This is a genomic window from Nocardioides sp. QY071 (genome assembly GCF_029961765.1).
Classification (GTDB): domain Bacteria; phylum Actinomycetota; class Actinomycetes; order Propionibacteriales; family Nocardioidaceae; genus Nocardioides.
The window spans coordinates 2838820-2860558 of the sequence record NZ_CP124681.1 but is presented as its reverse complement, the minus strand read 5'-3'; the positions used below and the strand labels follow the sequence as shown (position 1 = coordinate 2860558).

General features: G+C 71.4%; 23 protein-coding genes. 12 read left to right on the top strand and 11 right to left on the bottom strand.

Annotated features, from left to right (window positions below):
- Positions 1–4: 4 nt before the first annotated feature.
- Positions 5–910, top strand: a complete 906-nt coding sequence (locus QI633_RS13800) for a phosphotransferase (protein ID WP_282426109.1) — start codon at positions 5–7, stop codon at positions 908–910.
- Between the two features lie 11 nt (positions 911–921).
- Here the strand turns inward: QI633_RS13800 and QI633_RS13795 are convergent, their stop codons facing one another.
- Positions 922–1887, bottom strand: coding sequence for a neutral zinc metallopeptidase (locus tag QI633_RS13795; protein WP_282426108.1), 966 nt, complete (start codon positions 1885–1887; stop codon positions 922–924).
- A 68-nt stretch (positions 1888–1955) separates the two neighbouring features.
- On the opposite strand from QI633_RS13795, the gene QI633_RS13790 reads away from it, so the two are divergent.
- Positions 1956–3554, top strand: coding sequence for an ABC-F family ATP-binding cassette domain-containing protein (locus QI633_RS13790; RefSeq protein WP_282426107.1), 1599 nt, complete (start codon positions 1956–1958; stop codon positions 3552–3554).
- A gap of 46 nt (positions 3555–3600) precedes the next feature.
- Positions 3601–4188, top strand: coding sequence for a helix-turn-helix transcriptional regulator (locus tag QI633_RS13785; RefSeq protein WP_282426106.1), 588 nt, complete (start codon positions 3601–3603; stop codon positions 4186–4188).
- A gap of 17 nt (positions 4189–4205) precedes the next feature.
- Here the strand turns inward: QI633_RS13785 and QI633_RS13780 are convergent, their stop codons facing one another.
- Positions 4206–5423 carry an IS110 family transposase gene (locus QI633_RS13780; protein ID WP_282426105.1) on the bottom strand — a complete coding sequence of 406 codons (1218 nt, stop codon included), beginning with the start codon at positions 5421–5423 and terminating at the stop codon, positions 4206–4208.
- 251 nt (positions 5424–5674) lie between these two features.
- Here QI633_RS13780 and QI633_RS13775 point away from each other — a divergent pair, with 251 nt between their 5' ends.
- On the top strand, positions 5675–6259 hold the full coding sequence (locus QI633_RS13775; protein WP_282426104.1) for a DUF6036 family nucleotidyltransferase: 585 nt from the start codon (positions 5675–5677) through the stop codon (positions 6257–6259).
- Between the two features lie 137 nt (positions 6260–6396).
- On the opposite strand, the gene QI633_RS13770 is transcribed toward QI633_RS13775, so the two are convergent.
- The 4 genes from QI633_RS13770 to QI633_RS13755 form a co-directional block, all read right to left on the bottom strand.
- Complete coding sequence (locus QI633_RS13770; protein WP_282426103.1) at positions 6397–8955, bottom strand: FtsX-like permease family protein; 2559 nt, start codon at positions 8953–8955, stop codon at positions 6397–6399.
- Positions 8943–9695, bottom strand: a complete 753-nt coding sequence (locus tag QI633_RS13765; RefSeq protein WP_141798672.1) for an ABC transporter ATP-binding protein — start codon at positions 9693–9695, stop codon at positions 8943–8945. The genes QI633_RS13770 and QI633_RS13765 overlap by 13 nt, the downstream gene beginning before the upstream one ends.
- Positions 9696–9766: 71 nt before the next feature.
- Positions 9767–10852 carry an S-adenosylmethionine:tRNA ribosyltransferase-isomerase gene (locus QI633_RS13760; RefSeq protein WP_141798673.1) on the bottom strand — a complete coding sequence of 362 codons (1086 nt, stop codon included), beginning with the start codon at positions 10850–10852 and terminating at the stop codon, positions 9767–9769.
- Between the two features lie 3 nt (positions 10853–10855).
- The gene (locus QI633_RS13755; protein ID WP_282426102.1) at positions 10856–11569 is read right to left on the bottom strand and encodes an SDR family oxidoreductase; all 714 of its coding nucleotides are present in this window, start codon (positions 11567–11569) and stop codon (positions 10856–10858) included.
- Between the two features lie 86 nt (positions 11570–11655).
- Between QI633_RS13755 and glpK the strand changes: the two genes are divergently transcribed.
- From glpK to QI633_RS13740, 3 genes are read left to right on the top strand one after another with little or no spacing between them, the layout of a single operon-like run.
- Positions 11656–13179, top strand: coding sequence for a glycerol kinase GlpK (gene glpK, locus QI633_RS13750; RefSeq protein ID WP_282426101.1), 1524 nt, complete (start codon positions 11656–11658; stop codon positions 13177–13179).
- Positions 13176–14933: a glycerol-3-phosphate dehydrogenase/oxidase gene (locus QI633_RS13745; protein ID WP_282426100.1), complete on the top strand. Its 1758-nt coding sequence runs from the start codon at positions 13176–13178 to the stop codon at positions 14931–14933. The genes glpK and QI633_RS13745 overlap by 4 nt, the downstream gene beginning before the upstream one ends.
- Positions 14933–15694: an SDR family oxidoreductase gene (locus QI633_RS13740; RefSeq protein ID WP_282426099.1), complete on the top strand. Its 762-nt coding sequence runs from the start codon at positions 14933–14935 to the stop codon at positions 15692–15694. The genes QI633_RS13745 and QI633_RS13740 overlap by 1 nt, the downstream gene beginning before the upstream one ends.
- Here the strand turns inward: QI633_RS13740 and QI633_RS13735 are convergent.
- Positions 15580–16500, bottom strand: coding sequence for an SURF1 family protein (locus QI633_RS13735; RefSeq protein WP_282426098.1), 921 nt, complete (start codon positions 16498–16500; stop codon positions 15580–15582). The genes QI633_RS13740 and QI633_RS13735 overlap by 115 nt on opposite strands.
- A gap of 77 nt (positions 16501–16577) precedes the next feature.
- On the opposite strand from QI633_RS13735, the gene moaA reads away from it, so the two are divergent.
- Positions 16578–17570 (top strand): GTP 3',8-cyclase MoaA, encoded by a 993-nt coding sequence (gene moaA / locus QI633_RS13730; protein ID WP_282426097.1) that lies wholly within the window; start codon positions 16578–16580, stop codon positions 17568–17570.
- A gap of 62 nt (positions 17571–17632) precedes the next feature.
- Here the strand turns inward: moaA and QI633_RS13725 are convergent, their stop codons facing one another.
- A complete protein-coding gene (locus QI633_RS13725; protein ID WP_282426096.1) occupies positions 17633–17983 on the bottom strand; it encodes a DUF559 domain-containing protein in 351 nt (116 codons plus the stop codon).
- Between the two features lie 2 nt (positions 17984–17985).
- Between QI633_RS13725 and QI633_RS13720 the strand changes: the two genes are divergently transcribed.
- Positions 17986–18168 carry a hypothetical protein gene (locus QI633_RS13720; RefSeq protein WP_282426095.1) on the top strand — a complete coding sequence of 61 codons (183 nt, stop codon included), beginning with the start codon at positions 17986–17988 and terminating at the stop codon, positions 18166–18168.
- Between the two features lie 545 nt (positions 18169–18713).
- On the opposite strand, the gene QI633_RS13715 is transcribed toward QI633_RS13720, so the two are convergent.
- Both QI633_RS13715 and QI633_RS13710 read right to left on the bottom strand, forming a co-directional pair.
- Positions 18714–18902, bottom strand: coding sequence for an acetone carboxylase (locus QI633_RS13715; protein ID WP_282426094.1), 189 nt, complete (start codon positions 18900–18902; stop codon positions 18714–18716).
- The gene (locus tag QI633_RS13710; protein WP_141798681.1) at positions 18892–19185 is read right to left on the bottom strand and encodes a DUF3099 domain-containing protein; all 294 of its coding nucleotides are present in this window, start codon (positions 19183–19185) and stop codon (positions 18892–18894) included. The genes QI633_RS13715 and QI633_RS13710 overlap by 11 nt, the downstream gene beginning before the upstream one ends.
- 42 nt (positions 19186–19227) lie before the next feature.
- Between QI633_RS13710 and QI633_RS13705 the strand changes: the two genes are divergently transcribed.
- The 3 genes from QI633_RS13705 (at position 19228) to fabI (ending at position 21049) form a co-directional block, all read left to right on the top strand.
- Positions 19228–19443 (top strand): dodecin, encoded by a 216-nt coding sequence (locus tag QI633_RS13705; protein WP_141798682.1) that lies wholly within the window; start codon positions 19228–19230, stop codon positions 19441–19443.
- Positions 19444–19553: 110 nt separating this feature from the next.
- Positions 19554–20264 (top strand): 3-oxoacyl-ACP reductase FabG, encoded by a 711-nt coding sequence (fabG, locus tag QI633_RS13700; protein ID WP_141798683.1) that lies wholly within the window; start codon positions 19554–19556, stop codon positions 20262–20264.
- A gap of 2 nt (positions 20265–20266) precedes the next feature.
- Entirely contained in the window at positions 20267–21049 is a 783-nt protein-coding gene (fabI, locus tag QI633_RS13695; protein WP_141798684.1) for an enoyl-ACP reductase FabI, read from the top strand.
- Between the two features lie 4 nt (positions 21050–21053).
- Here the strand turns inward: fabI and QI633_RS13690 are convergent, their stop codons facing one another.
- Entirely contained in the window at positions 21054–21728 is a 675-nt protein-coding gene (locus tag QI633_RS13690) for a TIGR02206 family membrane protein (RefSeq protein WP_282426093.1), read from the bottom strand.
- Positions 21729–21739 lie beyond the last annotated feature (11 nt).

Below are 21739 nucleotides of genomic sequence, written 5' to 3'. Positions count from 1 at the left end.
CCGCATGTGGCAGCCCGAGCCCGACTGGGTGGCTCTCCCCGGAGGCACGGGGACGTCCACCGTCGGCGTGTGGCGGACCGCGCTCGGCGGGCGGCCCGTGGTGGTCAAGCGGCTCGGCGCGCCGGTTCCGGGCGACCCGGCCGTCCTCTCGGAGCGCACCCACGCCGGGTACTGGCGCCGCGAGGCCGACGTCCTGGTCGCCGGCCTCACCGCCGGCACGCCCGGGCTGCGCTCGGCCGGCGCCTCGGTCGAGGAGGACGACGAGGGCGTCACCATCGTGCGGGACTGGGTCGAGGACGCGGCGTCGAGCGGGCTGTTCCTCGCGCTGTCGCTCGGCCGGTTCTCAGGCGCCGACCTCGGCCACCCGGCATTCCTCGCGACCTCCCTGCTCCGCGACCGCCTGGCCCGCGTCTCCAGGAGCGGCGGCTGGACGACCCTGGCCCGGACGACGGTCGCTGACGTCGCCGAGCACCTGTGGACCCACCGCGAGCGGATGCTCGCGCTGCTCGACGACCTGCCGCAGGTCCCGCAGCACGGCGACCCGACGGCGCTCAACGTCCCCGGCCGGTCCGGCGACGACGCGCTCGCCATCGACTGGGGGACCCTCGGCCACGGTCCGGTCGGCGGCGACCTGGGCTACCTGTCACTCTCCTCGCGCGAGGAGTTCGAGCCCCTCCTGGACGCCTACCTGCTCGGCCTGCCCGACGGGATCGCGGAGCGCGACGCCGTGGTCCTCGGCGCCCAGGTCGTGTCCGTCTACACCGCGCTCAACCGCGCCGAGTGGGCGCTGGCCCGGGTCGCGGGTGGGGAGGGCGCGCTCGCCGGCAAGTACCGCCACCCGGCCGTGGCCCCGCACCTGCGCGCGCTGCAACGCACGTTCGGGCACATGGAGTCCCTGCTGGCGCTGTAGGACCCGCTGGCTCAGACCTTGGGGGCCGCGAACGTGTCGCAGGCGTCGAGGGTGCCCTCTTGGAAGCCGACCATGAACCACTTCTGGCGCTGCGCGGAGGAGCCGTGGGTCCACGCCTCCTCGTTGACCCGGCCGCCCGAGCGCTTCTGGATGTAGTCGTCGCCGACGGACTTCGCGGCCTCGATGGCCTGGTTGATGTCGTCCTGGGTGAGGTCGAGGATCAGCTTCTCGCCCGACGCGTCCTCGGTGGTGGTCGCGTGCTTGGCCCACATGCCGGCGTAGCAGTCGGCCTGCAGCTCGAGGCGTACGCCGTCGCTCTGCGGCCCGGTCTGCTGGCTGCGCACCTGGCCCATGTAGCCGAGCAGGTTGGAGATGTGGTGGCCGTACTCGTGGGCGAGCACGTAGAACTCCACGAAGCTGCCGTCCGGACCGCCGAGCTGACCCTCGAGCACGTCGTCGAAGAAGGTGGTGTCGAGGTAGATCGTCTCGTCGGTCGGGCAGTAGAACGGGCCGACCGCCGACGACGCCGCGCCACACCCGGTGTCGACCGAGCCGGTGAAGGTGACCATCGCCTTCTCCGGGCGGAACTTGCCGCCGAGCTCGCTGTCCCAGTAGGCGGTGATCGAGTTCTCGATCGCGACCCGGGCACAGTCCTGGCTGTTGTTGGCGTCCTCGCCGGTCTTGCAGTCGGCGTAGCGGTCAGTGCCCTGCTGCTGGTCGCTCAGGCGCGAGGGCGAGTAGACGTTGCCGAGCCCGCCGGTGCCGCCACCGCCGCTGAGCGGGTTGCCGCCGAGCAGGAGGGTCACCACCACGACCAGGATCACTCCGATCAGGCCACCGATGCCGCCCTTGCCGCTCGGGATGGGGATGCGCATGCCGCCGCCACCGAGACCGCCGCCCATGCCGCCGCCACCGCCGGAACCGGCGTCACGCACTCGGGACTGGTCGAGGCGGGCCTTCGGATTGAATCGCACCACGTCAGCACCCTAGAGGACACCGCCGGCATTTAGGGGGCGCCGAACCGCCGTGGGAGAATGGCCTCCTCATGATCACCGTGCACCAGCTCGAGGTACGCGTGGGTGCGCGACTCCTCATGGAGAACGTCAGCTTCCGCGTCGGCCCCGGCGACAAGGTCGGCCTCGTCGGCCGCAACGGCGCCGGCAAGACCACCCTCACGAAGGTGCTCGCCGGCGACGCGCTGCCCGCGGGCGGCTCCGTCACGAACAGCGGCGAGCTCGGCTACCTCCCGCAGGATCCGCGCGTGGGCGACCCCGAGGTCATCGTGCGTGACCGGATCCTGTCCGCACGCGGCCTCGACGACGCCGTACGACGGATGCGGGCCGCCGAGGTCGCGATGGCCTCCGACGACCCGAACGAGCGGGACCGGGCGTTCCGGAAGTTCCAGCGGGCGCAGGACGAGCTCGACGCCGGTGGCGGGTACGCCGCCGAGACCGAGGCACTCCAGATCGCCCAGAGCCTCGGCATCCCGGACCGGCTGATGGACCAGCCGCTCGGGACCCTGTCCGGCGGCCAGCGGCGTCGCGTCGAGCTGGCCCGGATCCTGTTCTCGAGCGCCGAGGTGCTCGTCCTCGACGAGCCGACCAACCACCTCGACGCCGACTCGATCACCTGGCTGCGGGACTGGATGAAGTCCTACAAGGGCGGCTTCATCGTGATCAGCCACGACAACGACCTGCTCGAGGAGACCGTCAACAAGGTCTTCCACCTCGACGCCAACCGCTCGGTCATCGACGTCTACAACATGGGCTGGAAGAACTACCTGACCCAGCGAGAGACCGACGAGGCGCGCCGCAAGCGTGAGCTGATGAACGCCCAGAACAAGGCGAAGACGCTCACCGACCAGGCCAACAAGATGCGTGCCAAGGCCACCAAGGCGAGTGCCGCGCAGCAGATGCTCAAGCGGGCCGAGAAGCTCCTCGACGGGGTCGAGGGGGAGCGGCAGTCCGACAAGGTCGCCGCGATCAAGTTCCCGACGCCCGCCGCCTGCGGCAAGACCCCGCTCTCCGCGCACGACCTGTCCAAGTCGTACGGCGCCCTCGAGATCTTCACCGCCGTCGACCTGGCCATCGACAAGGGCTCCCGCGTGGTCATCCTGGGCCTCAACGGCGCCGGCAAGACCACGATGCTGCGCATCCTCGCCGGCGTCGACAAGCCCGACACCGGCGAGGTCGTCGCCGGCCACGGCCTCAAGGTCGGCTACTACGCCCAGGAGCACGAGACGCTCGACGTGTCCCGAACCGTGCTGGAGAACATGCAGTCCTCCGCGCCCCAGCTCACCGACACCGAGGCCCGCTCGGTCCTCGGCTCGTTCCTGTTCTCCGGTGACGACGTGCACAAGCCTGCCGGCGTGCTCTCCGGCGGCGAGAAGACCCGCCTGGCGCTCGCCTCGCTGGTCGTCTCGGCCGCCAACGTGCTGCTGCTCGACGAGCCCACCAACAACCTCGACCCCGCCTCGCGCGAGGAGGTGCTCAACGCGATCCGCCGCTATGAGGGCGCGATCGTGCTGGTCACCCACGACGAGGGTGCCGTCCACGCGCTCGAGCCGGACCGCGTGCTCATCCTCCCCGACGGCGTCGAGGACCTGTGGAGCCCGGACTACGCCGACCTGGTCGCGCTGGCGTGACCGCCGGTGGTACCTGATCGGGTACCATTGTCGTGAAGGAGGCGTGATGGACGTCGACACCCGCGAAGTCGCCCGCCGGCTGAGTGAGGCCATGAAGAGCAGCGGTCTCAGCCTGCGTGGGTTCGCTGCTGCCCTGGGGACCTCGCACTCCCGCCTGTCCTCCTACCTGAAGGGGACTGCAAGCCCGTCGGCAGCGCTGTTCGTCCGGGCGTGCCGCATCGGTGCCGCACTCGGAGAGGCGCGTGATCAGGGGTGGCTCACGCCGGACCTCGCCCAGCGAGCGTTGAAGGACGCGGTCGACGAGGGTGACGAGGCCTGGGCCTTCAAGATCGCGGTCCAGGCTCGGGACCAGGTTCGTGAGTTGCTCGCGACGCCGGGTGCACCCGCCGACGCATGGGAAGCCCGGCCGAGCGCTAGGACCACCGATCGCTGGGACGCACTGCTGGGCGCCTTCGTCGCCCACGAGTTCATGGCCGCCGACCGCACGGCTCCTGCATGGACGGACCTGCGCGCCGACGAGGAATGGATCAAGCCGAACCTCCTGCTCGATGACGCCGAGATCCGGGATGCCACCCCTGGCTGGCTTTCGGCGCGCGGGATCTATGTCGCCGAGCGCGACTTGGCGACGGCATGAGATTCCCTAGGTCAACCTCAGGCGGCTTGAAGTTGCATGGCGCCTCCGTGGAGTTCGGGGTTGTAGGCGGTGTGGTCTTGCCAGCAGCGCCAGATCACGCGGACCCATGCGCGGGCCAGGATGCGCACGGCGTGGGGGTGGCGTTTGCCGCGGGCGATGGCGTCGGCGTAGATCTTCGCGGCCCATGGGCTCGCGTTGCGGGAGTCGTCGGCGAAGTCGATGAGTGCGTTGCGGAGCTTCTTGTCCGCGGCCCAGCGGAACCCGACGGTGTGGAGCTTGCCGCTGGCCTTGGTGACGGGCGCGACGCCGGCCAGGGCGGCGAGGGATTCCTCGTCGGGGAACCGGGCGCGGACGTCGCCGATCTCGGACAGCAGCAGGGCTGCGCGGACGCCGTGTCCGGCTTTGGGCAGGGACGTGAAGATGTGCGCGTCGGCGTGGGCGTCGAGGCGTTCGATGATCTCGGCCTCGAGTTCGCGTTCCTCGTGGCGGGTGGTCTCGATGGTGCGCAGCAGGGCCAGCACGCACACGGCTCGTCCTTCGGCTTCGGTCGCGGACAGGCCTGCGGATGGGGCGTCGGCGATGCGGGCGTAGAGCTCGTCAACGGGCTTGCGGCCGCAATAGGCGATGCGGCGCAGGAACGCAGCGAACCGGGCCGGAGTGAGCCGGCTGGCCGCATGCTGGGTGGGGTAGCGACGCAGGAAGGCGATGGTGACGTCGCTGTCGAGTCGCGAGAACAGTCCGATCGCTGCGGGGAAGCAGCGTTCCAGCTGGGCATGGAGCTGGTTGACCAGTCCGACGCGGGACTCGACCAGCTGCTTGCGGGTGCGCGAGAGGGATCGCAGTACCTGGGTGGCTTCACTGTCTTGGGTCAGCGGGGTGAGGCGGTGGCCGTCGGTGCGCAGCACGTCTGCCAGCAGGTAGGCATCACCGGCGTCGGACTTGGCGCCGGAGCCGGTGTAGCGGCTGCGCAGGCCTTTGACCTGGCGTGGGGTGATGACCACGACGCGCAGCCCTGCGTCGAGGAACGCCTCGACCAAGGGCCCGTCGCAGCGTTCGATGGCGACTCCTTCGACATCGAGCTTGCTCAGGCGCTTGACCAGCCCGGTGAAGGTCTTGTTGGTGTTGGGGATCTCGAAACGCACCTTGATGGCGCCTTGATCGTCGACCACGCAGACTGCGTGGGTCTTGGTGGCCCAGTCGATGCCAGCGAACAGCCGGCCTTGATGTGTGGACATTCGTCCGGTCCTTCCGGTGATGATGGATGTGGCACCGTCGGTGTCGAGAAGCCGTGCCGGATGCTCATTGCGTGGCGGTCCAACCCGCATATCCCTAGCGCCGGTTGTGGCTTCCCGGCCCGGCGGCTGCCGCAGATCTCACGCTGGTCCTCGAGGGACAAGCGCGCTGGGCGGTCAGCCACCGGCCGGCGGTTCGTCAGGAAGCCTCATCCCGCACCATCCATCACCGCTACCGAAGGGATGGTGCACCAATGAGCGCGCTCGTCGAGCTCGGCCGTGAGCAGCTCGAGAGGCTGCTGGCTGAGCTCGACGAACGCCTCGCCGAGAGAGGGATCGCCGCCGGCATCTATGTCGTCGGCGGAGCTGCTATCGCCCTGACCGTCGTGGAGCGCCGGGTGACGGTCGACGTCGATGCCATCGCCACGGACGCCGCCGTGTACGACGAGGCAGCGGCGATTGCCCACCTCCATGGACTGCCCCCGCGCTGGCTCAACCCGGGAGCTGCGCCGTGGGTTCCGCCGCGCAGGTCGACGTCGGTGCCGAAGTCGCCCGGCCTGTCGATCGACTACGCCCCGCCCGAGCACTTGCTGGCGATGAAGATGGTGGCGATGCGCGAACGCGACTACGCCGACATCGCCACTCTCGCGGCGGTGCTGGGGCTCGTGGATCCGGATGCCGACGTCTTCGCCGCGCTTCTCCGCGAGGCGTACGTCGATGCAGAGACACTCGAGATGGCATTGGGGCTGCGCCGGTCGGACGACCTCGACGCGGAGGTCGACGCTCTGGCGAACAGCGCCGTCCGAATCGTTCGGCACTTCCGGGACTCCAGCGACTGACGGCGAGCTCCGCTACTCCAGCGAGGCGAGCAGGTCTCCGTACGTCCGCCTCTGGCTCCTCGATTGGGCAGGAACCGCAGGTCAAAGGGCCGAATTGCTGCGGTTTGGGACCAAACCGCAACAACTCGCCGGCCTGATCACTCACTCGCGATCGCGTCCAGCACGTCCAGCCGGCTCGCCCGGACGGCGGGGATGACGGCAGCCAGCACGCCCACCACGATCGCCACGACGAGGAACCCGAGCAGCTGGCCGAGGGGCAGGCCGAGGCTGCTGAGGTCCTCGGAGAGCGAACGCTGGAGCAGGATGCCGATCAACAGGCCGAGGGCCATGCCGAGCACGGCGCCGAGGACGGCGATGGCGACCGACTCCAGGGTGATCATCCGGCGCAGCTTGGCGCGGCTCATGCCGACCGCACGGAGCAGGCCGATCTCGCGGGTGCGCTCGATGACGCTGAGGCCGAGGGTGTTGATGATGCCGATGACGGCGATCACGATGGCCAGGGTCAGCAGCCCGTAGATGATGTAGAGCAGCTGGTTGACCTGGTCGCGGATCTGGTCGGCGAAGCCCTCCTTGTCGAAGACGCCGACGATCGGGGCCGAGGCCGCGGCGGCGTCGACGGCGTCGCGGACCTTCGCCTTGTCGGCGCCGGGCTCGATGAGGACGCTGAGGGTCGAGTCCTGCCGCAGCACGCCGGCCGCCACCAGTTGGTCGAGCGGGACCGTGACCTCGGAGGTGGTGTCGGCGGACTCGACGATGCCCGCGACCTTCAGGTGCAGCGTGGTCCCGCCCTGGAAGCCGAGGTCGAGCCGGTCGCCGACCTTCAGGCCGAGCGAGCGGGCCAGCGAGCGGAAGAGCACTGCCTCGGCGCCGGTGGGCGACGCGACGCCGGAGACCACGTCCTGGTGGTAGATCCGCGCGAACTCCGCGTCGTTGCCGGCCACGCTCACCGTCTCGCCGTCGCGTGGTCCCGAGGCCACGTGAGCCGCCGTCCACTGCTGGCGGCTGACGACGGCGACGCCCGGCACCTTCGCGACCTCGTCGCCGATCGTCGTGGAGAACGGCAGGAAGTTCGAGTTCTGCACCAGCAGGTCGGCGGTGAACTGCTCGTCGACCACGTCGTCGACCGACGCGTTGAGCGAGGCGGCGAGGACGCCGATGGTGGAGACGAGGGCCAGGCCGATCATGAGGGCGGACGCGGTGGCACCGGTACGGCGCGGGTCGCGCAGCGCGTTCTCGCCGGCGAGGCGTCCGGTGGTGCCGAAGACCGCGCCGAACAGCGAACGGCACAGGGCGAGCACCGGCTTGCCGACGACCGGGCTGATCGCGGCGACGGTGAGGATCCAGATCACCGCGCCCACGCCGATCCATGCGGCGTCCGAGCCGGGAGCGCCGGCGACGCCGACCGCCGCGAAGCCGGCGCCGATCACGAGCAGCACCACACCGATGAGGGTGCGACGACGCAGCGATCCCCGCTCCGGCACGGCGTCGGCCCGCATCGCCGCCACGGGCGCCACCTTCGCGCCGCGCCGGGCGGGCAGGTAGGCCGCCGCCATCGTCACGCCGACGCCGACAACATAGCTGGTGACCACCGCGCGCGGGGTGAGGTCGAGCGCAGCGCCGGCGATGTCGAGACCGAGGGAGCGGAACATGGCGGCCAGGCCTCGGGCGAGCAGGAGACCGAGCGCGATGCCGGCGGTCGTGGCCACCACGGCCAGCACGAACGCCTCCAGCAGCACCGAGCGGGTGACCTGGCCCCGGCCGGCACCGAGCGCACGGAGCAGGGCGAGCTCGCGAGTGCGCTGGGCCACGAGGATCGAGAAGGTGTTGACGATGATGAAGCCGCCCACGATCACGGCGATGATCGCGAACACCAGCAGGAAGGTGCTGATGATGCCGAGGAACGAGCCGACCGCGTCCTGCGACTCCTCGGCCACCTTGTCACCGGTGACCGCCTCGAAGCCGTCGGGCAGCACCGCCGAGGCCGCGGCCGCGAGCTGCTCCTGCGACACCCCGGCGGCCGCGGTGAGGCTGATCTGGTTGTAGACGTCCTTGCCGCCCAGGAACAGCGCCTGCGCCTCCTGGGTCGTGAAGACCAGCAGGGTCGCGCCCGCAGTACCGCCGCCGTTGAACTCCGCTGTGCCGACCAGCTCGGCGGTGCGCTCCAGGGTCCCGAACGGTGCGAGCAGCTTGACCTGGTCGCCGACCTCGTAGTCGCCCGCCTTCGCGGCGGCCTCGTCGAGCACGATCTCGCCCGGCCCGCCCGGCCAGCGACCGGAGGTGAGCAGCAGCGCTCGCTCCCCGTCCATGTTGGGGCCGTCGGTGTGGTTGAACGCGAGCGTCGGGGCACCGGTGCCCCCGACGAGGGTGCCGTCGCTGGCGAGCAGGCTCATGCCGAACCCGGCGACGTCGCCGTCGGCCCGCGCGACCTGCGGCAGCGCCTTCAGCCGGGCCACGTCGTCGGGCGTGAGGGCCTTGAGGGTCTGACCGGAGACCCCGCCGTCGAAGGACGCCGTGTCGGCCGCCCGGACGACGCCGTCGGGTGTCGAGCCGTGGATGATCCCGTCGAAGGTCGTCGAGAGCCCGTTGCTGAACACCAGCACGCCGGACAGGAACGCCACGCCGAGGATGATCGAGAGCCCGCTCATCACGAGCCGCACCTTGCGGGCGAACAGGTTGCGCAGGGTCAGGCGAAGCACGTCATCTTCTCCAGGATCGCCTCGCGGTCGGGCTCGCGGAGCTCGTCGACGACCCGGCCGTCGGCGAGGAACACGACGCGGTCGCAGTACGACGCCGCGACCGGGTCGTGGGTGACCATCACGATCGTCTGGTCGAACTCGTCGACGCTGCGGCGCAGGAAGCCGAGCACCTCCGCTCCCGAGGTGCTGTCGAGGTTGCCGGTCGGCTCGTCGGCGAACACGATCGCCGGCTTGCTGACCAGCGCCCGCGCGCAGGCGACCCGCTGCTGCTGGCCACCGGACATCTGGGAGGGCCGGTGTCCGAGGCGGTCGCGCAGCCCGATCGTGTCGACGACCGTGTCGAACCAGTCCTGGTCCGGCTTGCGGCCGGCCAGGCTGAGGGGGAGCAGGATGTTCTCGCGCGCGGTGAGGGTGGGCACCAGGTTGAAGGCCTGGAAGACGAAGCCGACCTTCTCGCGGCGCAGCGCGGTGAGGGCCTTGTCACGCAACCGGGACAGGGTGACATCGCCGATCTGGACCTCGCCGGAGGTGGGGGTGTCGAGGGCGGCCAGGCAGTGCATCAGCGTCGACTTGCCCGAGCCGGAGGGCCCCATGATCGCGGTGAACTCATGGGCGCCGATGTCGAGGGAGACCCCGTCGAGCGCGCGCACCTCGGAGTCACCCGAGCCGTAGCGCTTGTGGAGGTCGATCGCACGAGCCGCGACCGCGGCCGGGGAGGCGAGAGGGGTGTCGGCCGTCATGACACCACCTTGCCCGATGCAGCCGCGCGCCATCATCAGGAAACACCCCCAGACGCCCCTGAGCCTGCGGATCAGGGGCGGGCGGGCAGCAGCAGGCAGGAGTCGCCGAACTCGTGCCACAGGTAGCCGCCGTGGGTGGCGGCGGCGTAGGCCTGCTGGGCAAGAGCGGCCCCCGCGACGGCCTCGACCAGCAGCAGGTGGGAGGCGCCCGGGTCGTGCCAGCCGGTGACCAGGCCGTCGACGACTGCCGGCGGCCGGCCGGGCGTGACCACCCGGGTCGTCCAGCCTGCCGTCGCGGCCACGGTCGTCGGCGAGCCGGCGACCACGGCCGACTCCAGCGCCCGTGTCGCGGAGGTGCCGACGGCGACGACCCGGCGCCCGCGCGAGCGGACCAGGTTGACCAGGTCCGCCGTGGCCGCGGGTACGACGAACCGCTCGGCCTGGGGCGACTCCCCGGCCTCCTGCGAGGACAGGCCGGTGTGCAGGGTCACCGGGGCGAGCAGGACTCCACGGGCGACCAGCCGGGTCACCAGGTCGGCGGTGAAGGGCCGCGCGGCGGAGGCCATCTCGGCGCTGCCCGGCACTCGCGCGAAGACGGTCTGGTAGTCGGAGAGCGGGTAGCGGTCGTCCAGGTAGCCATACGCGATCGCGCGCCCGTAGCGGTGGGCGGTGCGCGCCAGCGGGGCACCGGTCGGCACGGCCCGCCACAGCCGGTTGCCGACGCCGGTCGGCGAGGACCCGGCCGGCGGGTACGGCTCCTGCAGCCGGAGGACGGTCCTCCCAGCGGCGATGCTGATCGTGTCGCCCGCCTGGGCGTCGAGGATGCTGCGGTCGGCGTCGGGCGCCCGACGCACCTCCACCACCCAGGTGTCGTCGTCGAGCGGCATCGCGAGATGGACCACGACGTCCCCGTGCCGCTCGGAGCGGCCGTCCAGGGCGCCGGCGACCGTGGCCGAGTCGTTGACCACGAGCAGGTCGCCGGCGGACAGGTGGTCGCCGATGCGGTCGAAGCGCGTGTGCGTGACGCCGGTGGCGCCGTCGGCGACGAGCAGGCGGACCCCGTCACGGGCGAGGCCGCGACGCTCGGCCGGGGCGCCGGCGTACGTCGTGCGCGGAGCCTCGAACCGGACGGCAGGGCTCTCGTCGAGTAGGCGCACGGCTCAGCCCCCTGCCGCGACGGGCACCGTGATGTCGGCGGCCCGGTACCGGCCGGACGGCGGCCGCTGCTCGAGGAGCGCCAGCAGGTGGGGGACGACGGTCTCCGGCAGCGGCCGGTCGGAGATGTCCTCGCCGGGGAACCACTCCTGGTGCATCCGGGTGCGCATGTCGCCGGGATCGACCGCGTAGGCACGGATCTCCGGGTTCTCGGCGGCGAAGGTCATCGTGAGGTGGTCCAGCGCGGCCTTGGAGGCGCCGTACAGGCCCCATCCCTCGTAGTGCTCCAGTGCGGCGTCCGAGGAGATCGACAGCAACGTGCCGCGCGAGGCGGCGAGCTCGCCGACGAGGAGGCCGGTGACCACGATCGGCGCGCCGACGTTGTGCCGCCAGACGTGCTGCAGGTCCTCCGGCCCGACCTCGGCGAGCGCGCGCCGCCGGGTGGTCCCGGACGCCGGCCCGAGGACCCCGGCGTTGTGGACCAGCAGGTCGAGCCGTCCGCGGGAGCGCACGGCCGCGACCAGCCGGTCCCGGTGTGCAGCGTCGGTCAGGTCGCCGGGGATCGCCGTGGCGCTGCCGGCCCAGGGGCGGGCCGCGGTCGCCAGCGCGTCGGCGTCGCGTCCGTCGGTGATCACGTGCCAGCCGACCGCGACGAGACTGTCGGCCAGCGCCCGGCCGAGGCCCCGGCTGCCGCCGGTGACCAGTGCGACGTGGGTCATGGGAACTCCCTTGCTCGGTGGGTCGAGCCACCATCGTCGAACCTGAAGTTCACTTGAGGTCAAGGGCGATGTGCCAGAGTTGCCCCATGGCGAGCTTTGTGGGGGCGATCGACCAGGGCACGACGAGCACCCGGTTCATGGTGTTCGACCACGCCGGCACCGAGGTCGTCCGCCACCAGCTCGAGCACTCCCAGATCCTGCCGCGGGCCGGCTGGGTCGAGCACAACCCGATCGAGATCTGGGAGCGGGCCTCCGCGGTCGTCCAGACCGCGCTCGCGAAGGCACGGCTGGGCGCCGAGGACCTGGCCGCCGTCGGCATCACCAACCAGCGCGAGACCACGATCGTGTGGGACCGCCGCACCGGACGCCCGCTGTCCAGCGCGATCGTGTGGCAGGACACCCGCACCGACGCGATCGCCGCCGCCCTGGACCGCGACGGTCGTGGCGACGTGATCCGGCACCGCGCCGGGCTGCCCCCGGCGACGTACTTCTCCGGCGGCAAGCTGCAGTGGATCCTCGAGAACGTGCCCGGCGCGCGGGAGGCGGCGGAGCGCGGCGACGCCCTGTTCGGCACGCCGGACACCTGGGTGCTGTGGAACCTCACGGGCGGCCCCGACGGCGGCGTGCACGTCACCGACGTCACCAACGCCGGCCGCACCATGCTGATGGACCTCGAGACCCTCGACTGGGACGACGAGCTGCTCGGCTTCTTCGGGGTCCCGCGCGCGATGCTGCCCGAGATCCGGGAGTCGTCGGCGACCACGCCGTACGGCGTCACACGGGCCAACGGCCCCTTCGGTGGCGAGGTGCCGATCACGGGCATCCTCGGCGACCAGCAGGCGGCGACGGTCGGGCAGGTCTGCTTCGCGCCCGGCGAGGCCAAGAACACCTACGGCACGGGCAACTTCATGCTGCTCAACACCGGCACCGAGATCGTGCGGTCGAAGTCCGGACTGCTGACCACGCCGGCCTACCAGCTCGGTTCCGAGGCCTGCGTGTACGCGCTGGAGGGCTCGATCGCCGTCACCGGGTCGGCCGTGCAGTGGCTGCGCGACCAGCTCGGCATCATCAGCGGCGCCGCCGAGTCCGAGTCGCTGGCCCGCCAGGTCGAGGACAACGGCGGGGTCTACTTCGTGCCAGCGTTCTCAGGCCTGTTCGCGCCGTACTGGCGCTCGGATGCCCGCGGCGCGATCGTCGGACTGTCGCGGTTCAACACCAACGCCCACGTCGCGCGCGCCACGCTGGAGGCGATCTGCTACCAGTCGCGCGACGTGATCGAGGCGATGTCGGCCGACTCCGGCGTCGAGCTGGAGGTGCTCAAGGTGGACGGCGGGGTCACCCTCAACAGCCTGTGCATGCAGATCCAGGCCGACGTGCTCGGCGTACCCGTGTCCCGGCCGGTGGTACCCGAGACGACGGCCCTGGGTGCGGCGTACGCAGCCGGCCTCTCGGTCGGCTACTGGCGCGACACCGACGAGCTCCGGCAGAACTGGCGCGAGGACACCCGCTGGGAGCCCCAGTGGGACTCCGAACGCCGTGACGCCGGCTACGCGCAGTGGCAGAAGGCCGTGCAACGCACGCTCGACTGGGTGGAGGTGGCGGACCGGTGAAGCCCGCGGCCCTCTCGCCCCGCGCCCGCACCGCGGCTCTGAAGCGGCTGGCGAGCCAGCAGCTCGACGTCCTGGTCATCGGCGGCGGTGTCGTCGGCTCCGGTGCGGCGCTCGACGCCGCCACCCGGGGCCTGTCCGTCGGCCTGGTCGAGGCCCGCGACTTCGCGTCCGGTACGTCGAGCCGCAGCTCGAAGCTGGTCCACGGCGGCCTGCGCTACCTGGAGATGCTCGACTTCCGCCTGGTCGCCGAGGCCCTCAAGGAGCGCGGCCTGCTGATGCAGCGCCTCGCCCCCCACCTGGTGCGCCCGGTGCCCTTCCTCTACCCGCTCACCGGGCTGGGCTGGGAGCGCTGGTACGCCGGCACCGGGGTCGCGATGTACGACGCGATGTCCAAGGCCAGCGGCTACGGCGAGGGGATGCCGGTCCACAAGCACCTCACCCGCCGCGGCGCGCGCAAGGCGTTCCCCTCGCTGCGCAAGGACGCGCTGGTGGGCGCGATCCGCTACTACGACGCGCAGGTCGACGACGCCCGGCACACGATGTTCCTGGCGCGCACGGCCGCGACGTACGGCGCCGCGGTCGCCTCCCGCACCCGTGTCATCGGGCTGGTCAAGGAGAGCGAGCGGGTCGTCGGGGCGGAGGTGGTCGACCTCGAGACCGGCCACCGCTTCGAGATCCGTGCCTCCCAGGTCATCAACGCGACCGGCGTGTGGACCGACGAGACACAGGCGATGGCGCGCGAGCGGGGACAGTTCAAGGTGCGGGCCAGCAAGGGCATCCACCTGGTCGTGCCGCGCGACCGGATCCGCGGCGAGAGCGGCCTGATCCTGCGCACCGAGAAGTCCGTGCTCTTCGTGATCCCGTGGAAGCGGCACTGGATCATCGGCACCACCGACACCGACTGGGAGCTGTCCAAGGACCACCCGGCGGCCAGCAGCAGCGACATCGACTACCTGCTCGAGCACGTCAACCGGGTGCTGGAGGTGCCACTGACCCGCGACGACGTCGAGGGCGTGTACGCCGGCCTGCGCCCGCTCCTCGCCGGCGAGTCGGAGGCGACGTCCAAGCTCTCCCGCGAGCACGCGGTCGCCCACAGCGTGCCGGGGCTGGTGGTGGTCGCGGGAGGCAAGTACACGACGTACCGGGTGATGGCCGCCGATGCGGTCGACGAGGCGGTGCACGGGCTGGAGACGGTGCTGGGCCGCAAGGCGGGGGAGTGCGTGACCGAGACGGTGCCGCTCGTCGGCGCCGACGGCTACCAGGCGCTGTGGAACCAGCGCCGGGCGCTGGCCACCCAGTCGGGGCTGGCGATCAACCGGATCGAGCACCTGCTGGAGCGCTACGGCTCCCTGGTCCTCGAGGTCCTCGACCTGATCGCCGCCGAGCCCGACCTCGGCGAGCCGCTGCCGGGCGCCGAGGACTACCTGATGGCCGAGGCGGTGTACGCCGTCACCCACGAAGGTGCCCGGCACCTCGACGACATCCTGACCCGGCGGCTGCGGGTGTCGTTCGAGACCTTCGACCGGGGCGCCGCGGCGGCGCCGTACGTCGCCGACCTGGTGCGGGGCCACCTGCACTGGGACTCCGACCAGCACACCCGCGAGCTGCAGCACTACCTCAAGCGGGTGGAGGCGGAGCGCGAGAGCCAGCGGCAGCCCGACGACCACACGGCCGACGCGGCACGCAAGGGTGCGCCCGACGTCGTACCGGTGTCGCGGGTGGCCGAGTCGATCGAGACCATGGAGAGCTCCTGATGGACCTGCAGCTGACGGACCGGGTCTACCTGGTCACCGGTGGTACCCGCGGCCTGGGCCGCGCGACGGCCGAGGCGCTGGTCGCCGACGGCGCCCGGGTGGTCGTCTCGGGGCGGCACGCCGACTCCGTGGAGGCGACCGTCGCGGCGCTGGGCGGGCCCACCTGCGCGCTCGGCGTCGTCGCCGACAACGCCGACCCGGGGACGCCCACCCGGCTGATCGCGGCCGCCCACGACGCCTGGGGCCGCATCGACGGCGTACTGATCAGCGTCGGCGGCCCGCCGGCCGGGCTGATCACCCAGATGAGCGACGAGCAGTGGACCGATTCCTTCGGCTCGGTGTTCCTCGGCGCGGTCCGCCTGGCTCGCGAGGTCGGGGCCGTGCTCGGCGAGGGCGGCTCGATCGCGTTCGTGCTGTCCAGCAGCGTGCGCCAGCCGATCCTCGACCTGGCCATCTCCAACGGGCTGCGGCCGGGGCTGGCGATGGCCGCGAAGACCCTCGCCGACGAGCTCGGCCCGCGCGGCATCCGGGTCAACGGCCTGCTGCCGGGCCGGCTCGCGACCGAGCGGGTCGCCGAGCTGGACGCCGCCAGCGGCGACGCCGACGCCTCTCGTGAGCGCGCCTCGCAGCAGATCCCGCTGCGGCGCTACGGCCGGCCCGAGGAGTTCGGGCGGGTGGCGGCCTTCGTGCTGTCGCCGGGGGCGTCGTACGTCTCCGGGGTGATGCTGCCCGTCGACGGCGGGATGCTCCGCTCGCTCTGAGGCTGGGGCTGGGGCCTGCGGGAGAACGGGCCGCCGGAGCGGCGCTTGGTGCCGACCCGCTCGCCGCGCGGCCCGAGCTTGCGCTCGTCCCAGGCGAGGTAGCCGAAGCCGCCGACGGCGAGCACGCCGAAGAACCACCACTGCAGGCCGTAGAAGAAGTGCGGTCCCTCGCCGAGGTCGGGCAGCTCGACGGCGGCGAGCTCCTTGGCGGGCTTCGGGTCCTCGGACTTGAGCGCGACGAAGCCGGTGAAGACCGTGCGGTCGATGGCCCTGCCGATCGGGCCGCTGGCGATCGCGCGGGTGGAGTGGTCGTCGACCGCGGTGCTGCCGCCGGTGCCGTCGGCGCGGACCCAGCCGGTCACGGTGACCTCGCCGGACGGGGGTGCGGGGAGCTCGGCGCCCTTGATCACGGGGTTGTCGGTGCCGAACCAGCCGCGGTCGACCAGGAGCGTCGTACCGTCGGCGGTGACGAGGGGGACCACGACCTCGACCCCCGGGTAGCCGTTGCGGGTGCGGTAGCGGACCACGACGGTGTCGTCGCGCACGTACTCCCCGGTCGCGGTGACCAGGCGCCACTCGTCCTCCTCGGCGACCTTGCGCCCGGGGGCGAGGACCTCGGCGACGTCGGCCGGGTCGCGCACCTCGTTGGCGCGCACGATCGCGTTCTGCTCCTTGCGGTCGTCGAGGCGCCCGAACTGCCACTCGCCGAGCCACCAGGTGGCCCAGCCCACCAGGATGATCGCGAGGAAGAACAGCACCCAGCGGCGACTGAGCAGGAATCGCCACGAGGACAGCCAGGAGAACACGGGACAACGGTAGCCATCGGGTCGGCGCGACCCGGCACCAGCCGGGAGCCAACCGGGGCCCCGCCTAGACTGGGGGTGTGCAGCCACTCATCGACCAGCACGGACGGACCGCGACGGACCTGCGGGTCTCGCTCACCGACCGCTGCAACCTGCGCTGCACCTACTGCATGCCGCCCGAGGGCCTCGACTGGATGCCGACCGACGAGCAGCTCACCGACGACGAGGTCGTCCGGCTGATCGGCGTCGCGGTCAGGGAGCTCGGCGTCGACGAGGTCCGGTTCACCGGCGGCGAGCCGCTGGTACGCCGTGGCCTGGTCGACATCGTGCGCCAGGTGCGCGCCCTCGACGCCGGTGTCGAGATGTCGATCACCACCAACGCCCTCGGCCTCGCGAAGACGGCGCAGGCGCTGGCCGACGCCGGCCTCGACCGGGCCAACGTCAGTCTCGACACGATCCGCAGCGACACCTTCCACGAGATCACCCGGCGCGACCGGTTCGCCGACGTGGTCGAGGGCCTCGCCGCCGCCGAGGCCGCGGGCCTGGGGCCGGTGAAGGTCAACGCGGTGCTGCTGCGCGGCGTCAACGACGACCAGGCCCCCGAGCTGCTGGCCTGGTGCCTCGAGCGTGGCTACCAGCTCCGCTTCATCGAGCAGATGCCCCTCGACGCCCAGCACGGCTGGGACCGGGACTCCATGGTGACCGCCGACGAGATCCTCGCCTCGCTGTCCTCCGCGTTCCGGCTCTCGCCGGCGTCCGAGCCGCGGGGGAGCGCCCCCGCCGAGCTGTTCCTGGTCGACGACGGCCCCGCGACCGTCGGTGTCATCGCCTCGGTCACCCGCCCGTTCTGCGGCGACTGCGACCGGGTCCGGCTCACCGCCGACGGCCAGGTCCGCAACTGCCTGTTCGCCCGCTCCGAGTCCGACCTGCGCCTGGCCATGCGGGCCGGCGCGAGCGACGAGGAGCTGGCCGCGCGGTGGCGCACGGCGATGTGGGGCAAGCTCCCCGGCCACGGCATCGACGACCCGACGTTCCTCCAGCCCGACCGCCCCATGTCCGCGATCGGTGGTTGAGTTTCCCCATCCTCACCGTTGAGTTGCCACTTTCTCCTCGTTGAGTTGCCCCTCCGGTCGAGTCACCATTTGGTCCAACGGCGGTTGTTGTACGACGGCGCCAGCGCGGCCTCGAGCCGGCGGATCCAGCGTGTGCGGGCGGTGCCGGTGAAGTCACCGCGCTTGACGACGATCACGGTCCAGCCGTGCTCGCGCAGCCAACGGCGGCGTTCGTCGTCGTACTCGCGCTGCTCCTCCAGCAGGTCGTGGAACTCCTCACCGTCGTACTCGACGCACACGCGTGCGGACGGGTAGGCGAAGTCGAGCCGGTAGGTCGGCACGCCGTCGATCTCGATCCACCACTGGGGCTCGGGCTTCGGCAGGCCCTCGTCCAGGATCTCGAGCAGTACCCACGCCTCGCGGTGCGACTCCACGCGTGATCTACGAGGGCGACGAGCGGCCGGCACTGGACCACGCCCCTGCGGCGACGGAACCTCGCCGACTCACGCTGCAGATCTGCGTTGGTGAATCCGTTCAGGCGAGCGAGCAGGCACATCGCGGCGAACGCGTCACGACGGTGGAGGTGGCAACCCAGGTCGAGGGCGGTCCGGATGGGTGAGGTGACCCGCAGGCCATCGACCTCGACGATGTCGCTCGGCACGACGTCACGCTGCCGGCCGTTGAGCTCGCGTCGACGCGTGGCGTGACGACCACGCAGCGAGCACGTCTCCACAGCCGGTGTCACGTCCTTCTCCTCGATCGTGTGGACGTCGACCCCGTGGATCCACGCAGCGGTTCGGTCGACCACGATCTGACCTGCGGCGACGTGGCAGCGCAGCGCGTGCACGCGCAGGGCGACCGAGTCGGGGATGTCGACCCGGCGATAGGTGCCGGACCCGACGCGGACGAGGAGACCCATCGCAACGCCACGCCAGATCTGTCGTCGGGTCAGGCCGTGCTCGGCCGCCTCGTCGAGGTGGATTGGTTCAGTCGGGAAGTCGTCGATGACCATCCGACGACGGTTGCTGATCCGGAGGCTGTACGGAACGTCCCACCCGCGGCCTGTGGATGGGGCTGGCGACGGGTCCCCCTGTGGATGAAGAACGGCGCTATCGGCAACTCAAGGGCGAGGATGCGGCAACTCAACGGGGAGGATGCGGCAACTCAACGGTGGGGGACGGTCTCCTTCAGGAACCCACGCGCGCCGAGGAACGCCTCGAGCGACTCGCGGTGGCCGTCACAGGCGAGCCAGATCTTGCGGCGATCGGGCGTGTGCAGCTTGGGGTTGTTCCACAGCAGCTGCCACATGGCCGGCTCACGACAGCCCTTGGCCGAGCAGAGGTCAGGCTCCATGCCCACCCTGCTCGAGCTGGCGCTGCGCGTCGCCACCGCCGGTGAGCGGCAGCTCGCTGCTCCGGCTGTCCTCCGCGTTGGCCATCACCACGGCGACGTAGGGCAGGATGATCGCGCCCGCGATCAGGATCGGCCACAGCCAGTGGATGCCGGCGGCGCCGCTGATCGCCGCACCTATGAAGCACAGGGTCCGGATCGTCATCGCGATGACGTACTTCCTCTGCCGCCGCGCAAGGTCCTCCTGCGCGCTGGAGCCGGCCGTGGTGATCCGGATGGCGTCCATGGCCTCAGCCTACGCCGGTACGCCGCTGAGTAGGCTGGCGGCATGTCGAACCGCACCTACCGCGTCAGCGAGATCGTCGGCACGTCCCCCGACGGCATCGACCAGGCCGTCCGCAACGGCATCGAGCGCGCCAGCCAGACCCTGCGCCACCTCGACTGGTTCGAGGTCACCCAGGTGCGCGGCCAGATCAAGGACGGCGCCGTCGAGCACTTCCAGGTGACCATGAAGATCGGGTTCCGGCTCGAGGACGACGAGTAGCCGAGGAGTAGCCGACGGGCGACCTTGTAGGGGTCCTACAAGGGACCGGACCGAACTTGGTGCCTGCCGCCCGTGAGGTCGGCAGGCCCGCGGCACTAGCGTCACAGAGCGTGAGCCAACCACGTTCCGTCCTCGTCACCGGAGGCAACCGCGGCATCGGCCGCGCGATCGCCGAGGCCTTCATCGCCGCGGGCGACAAGGTCGCCGTCACCACCCGGAGCGGAGGTGCTCCCGAGGGCGCGCTCGAGCTCAAGGCCGACATCACCGACGCCGCTGCGGTCGAGGCGGCCTTCGCCGCCGCCGAGGAGGCGCACGGCCCGATCGAGGTGCTGGTCGCCAACGCCGGCATCACCAAGGACACGCTCCTGCTGCGCATGTCCGAGGACGACTGGTCCTCGGTCATCGACACGAACCTCACGGCCTCCTTCCGCCTGGCCAAGCGCGCCGCCAAGGGCATGCTGCGGCAGAAGAAGGGCCGGATCATCTTCATCTCCAGCGTGGTGGGCCTGCTCGGCTCGCCGGGCCAGGTCAACTACGCCGCCTCCAAGGCCGGCCTGGTCGGCATGGCGCGCTCGCTGGCGCGTGAGCTCGGGCCGCGCTCGATCACGGCGAACGTCGTGGCGCCCGGGTACGTCGACACCGACATGACCGCGGTGCTGACCGACGAGCAGAAGGAAGGGATCCGCAACCAGGTCCCGCTGGGTCGGTACGCCGACCCGACCGAGATCGCCGGGGCGGTGCTGTTCCTTGCCAGCCCCGAGGCGGCGTACGTGACCGGCGCGGTGATCCCCGTGGACGGCGGACTGGGAATGGGGCACTGACAATGACCGGAATCCTCGCAGGCAAGAACATCCTCGTCGCGGGTGTCACCCTCGACACCTCGATCGGCTTCGCGGTCGCGAAGTTCGCTCAGGAGCAGGGCGCGACCGTGCTCGTCTCCAACTTCGGCCAGGCGCTGCGGATCACCCGCCGCATCGTCAAGCGGCTCCCCGAGCTGCCCGCCGTCATCGAGCTCGACGTCACCGACGCCGAGCACCTGGCCGCCCTCCCGGACGCGGTCCGCGAGGCGCTCGGCCCGGACGCCAAGCTCGACGGCGTCGTCCACTCGATCGCCTACGGCAACCCCGAGACGCTGCTCGGCGGCAAGTTCCTCGAGGGCCCGTGGGAGGACGTAGCCCAGGCCGTCCAGGTCTCGGCGTACTCCCTCAAGTCCCTCGCCGTCGCCTGCCGCCCGCTGATGAGCGAGGGCGGCTCGGTCGTCGGGCTCACCTTCGACGCCAGCGTCGCGTGGCCGGTCTACGACTGGATGGGCGTCGCGAAGGCGGGCCTGGAGTCGTGCGCCCGCTACCTCGCCCGCGACCTCGGCGGCGACGGCATCCGGGTCAACCTGGTCTCCGCCGGCCCGCTGCGCACCCTCGCGGCCAAGGCGATCCCGGGCTTCGAGGACCTCGAGTCGATGTGGTCGACCAAGTCGCCGCTCGGCTGGGACAACACCGACCAGGAGCCGACCGCCAAGGCCGTCTGCGCGCTGCTGTCGGACCTCTTCCCGGCCACGACCGGCGAGATCGTCCACGTCGACGGCGGCTTCCACGCGATGGGCGCCTGACGACCTATCCGGTACGACGCGCCCACCGTTGCGCAGCGACGGTGAGCAGCGCCCACACCACGACGACGATTCCGACCTCCTCGAGCACGTACCACGGCCACGGGCCGAGGAGGTCGAGGATCGACGTGCCCGGCTTGCGCACCAGGTAGCCGTAGTTCGTATCGGCCACCACGTTGAAGGCGTACGTCGCCACGGCCCACCCCAGCGTCACCGCGACCGCTGCGCGGTAGTCACGCCACAGGGGCGCCTTGCGCAGCCCCACCACCAGGTAGACCGCCGACCACACGATCAGCAGGTGCAGCGCCCAGAACGCGAAGTACCTCGGGTGCGGGAAGTCCTCGTTGAGCGAGGGCGTGACGACCCCCTGGATGGTCAGGGTCAGGCCCCAGAAGTAGGTGAGCGTCACCGCCAGCGGCCGGTGCGTCCACAGCGCCCACGTTGCCGCGATCCACGCCAGGTCGCACAGGTGCAGCGGCAGCGTCACGTCGAGGTCGAAGTTCACCAGGAGGTCGACCAGCTGCAGCGGCACCGTGGCCAGGGGAATGAGCACCGCGAGGGTCCGGCTGAACCGGCTCGGTCCGTCGTACGACGCATCGCGCCGTCCCCGCAGCACGGCCACCACCAGCCCCACGGCGAACACCGCCAGCGGCACCAGATGGGTGATTCCGTAGGGCGTCACGGGGACTACGA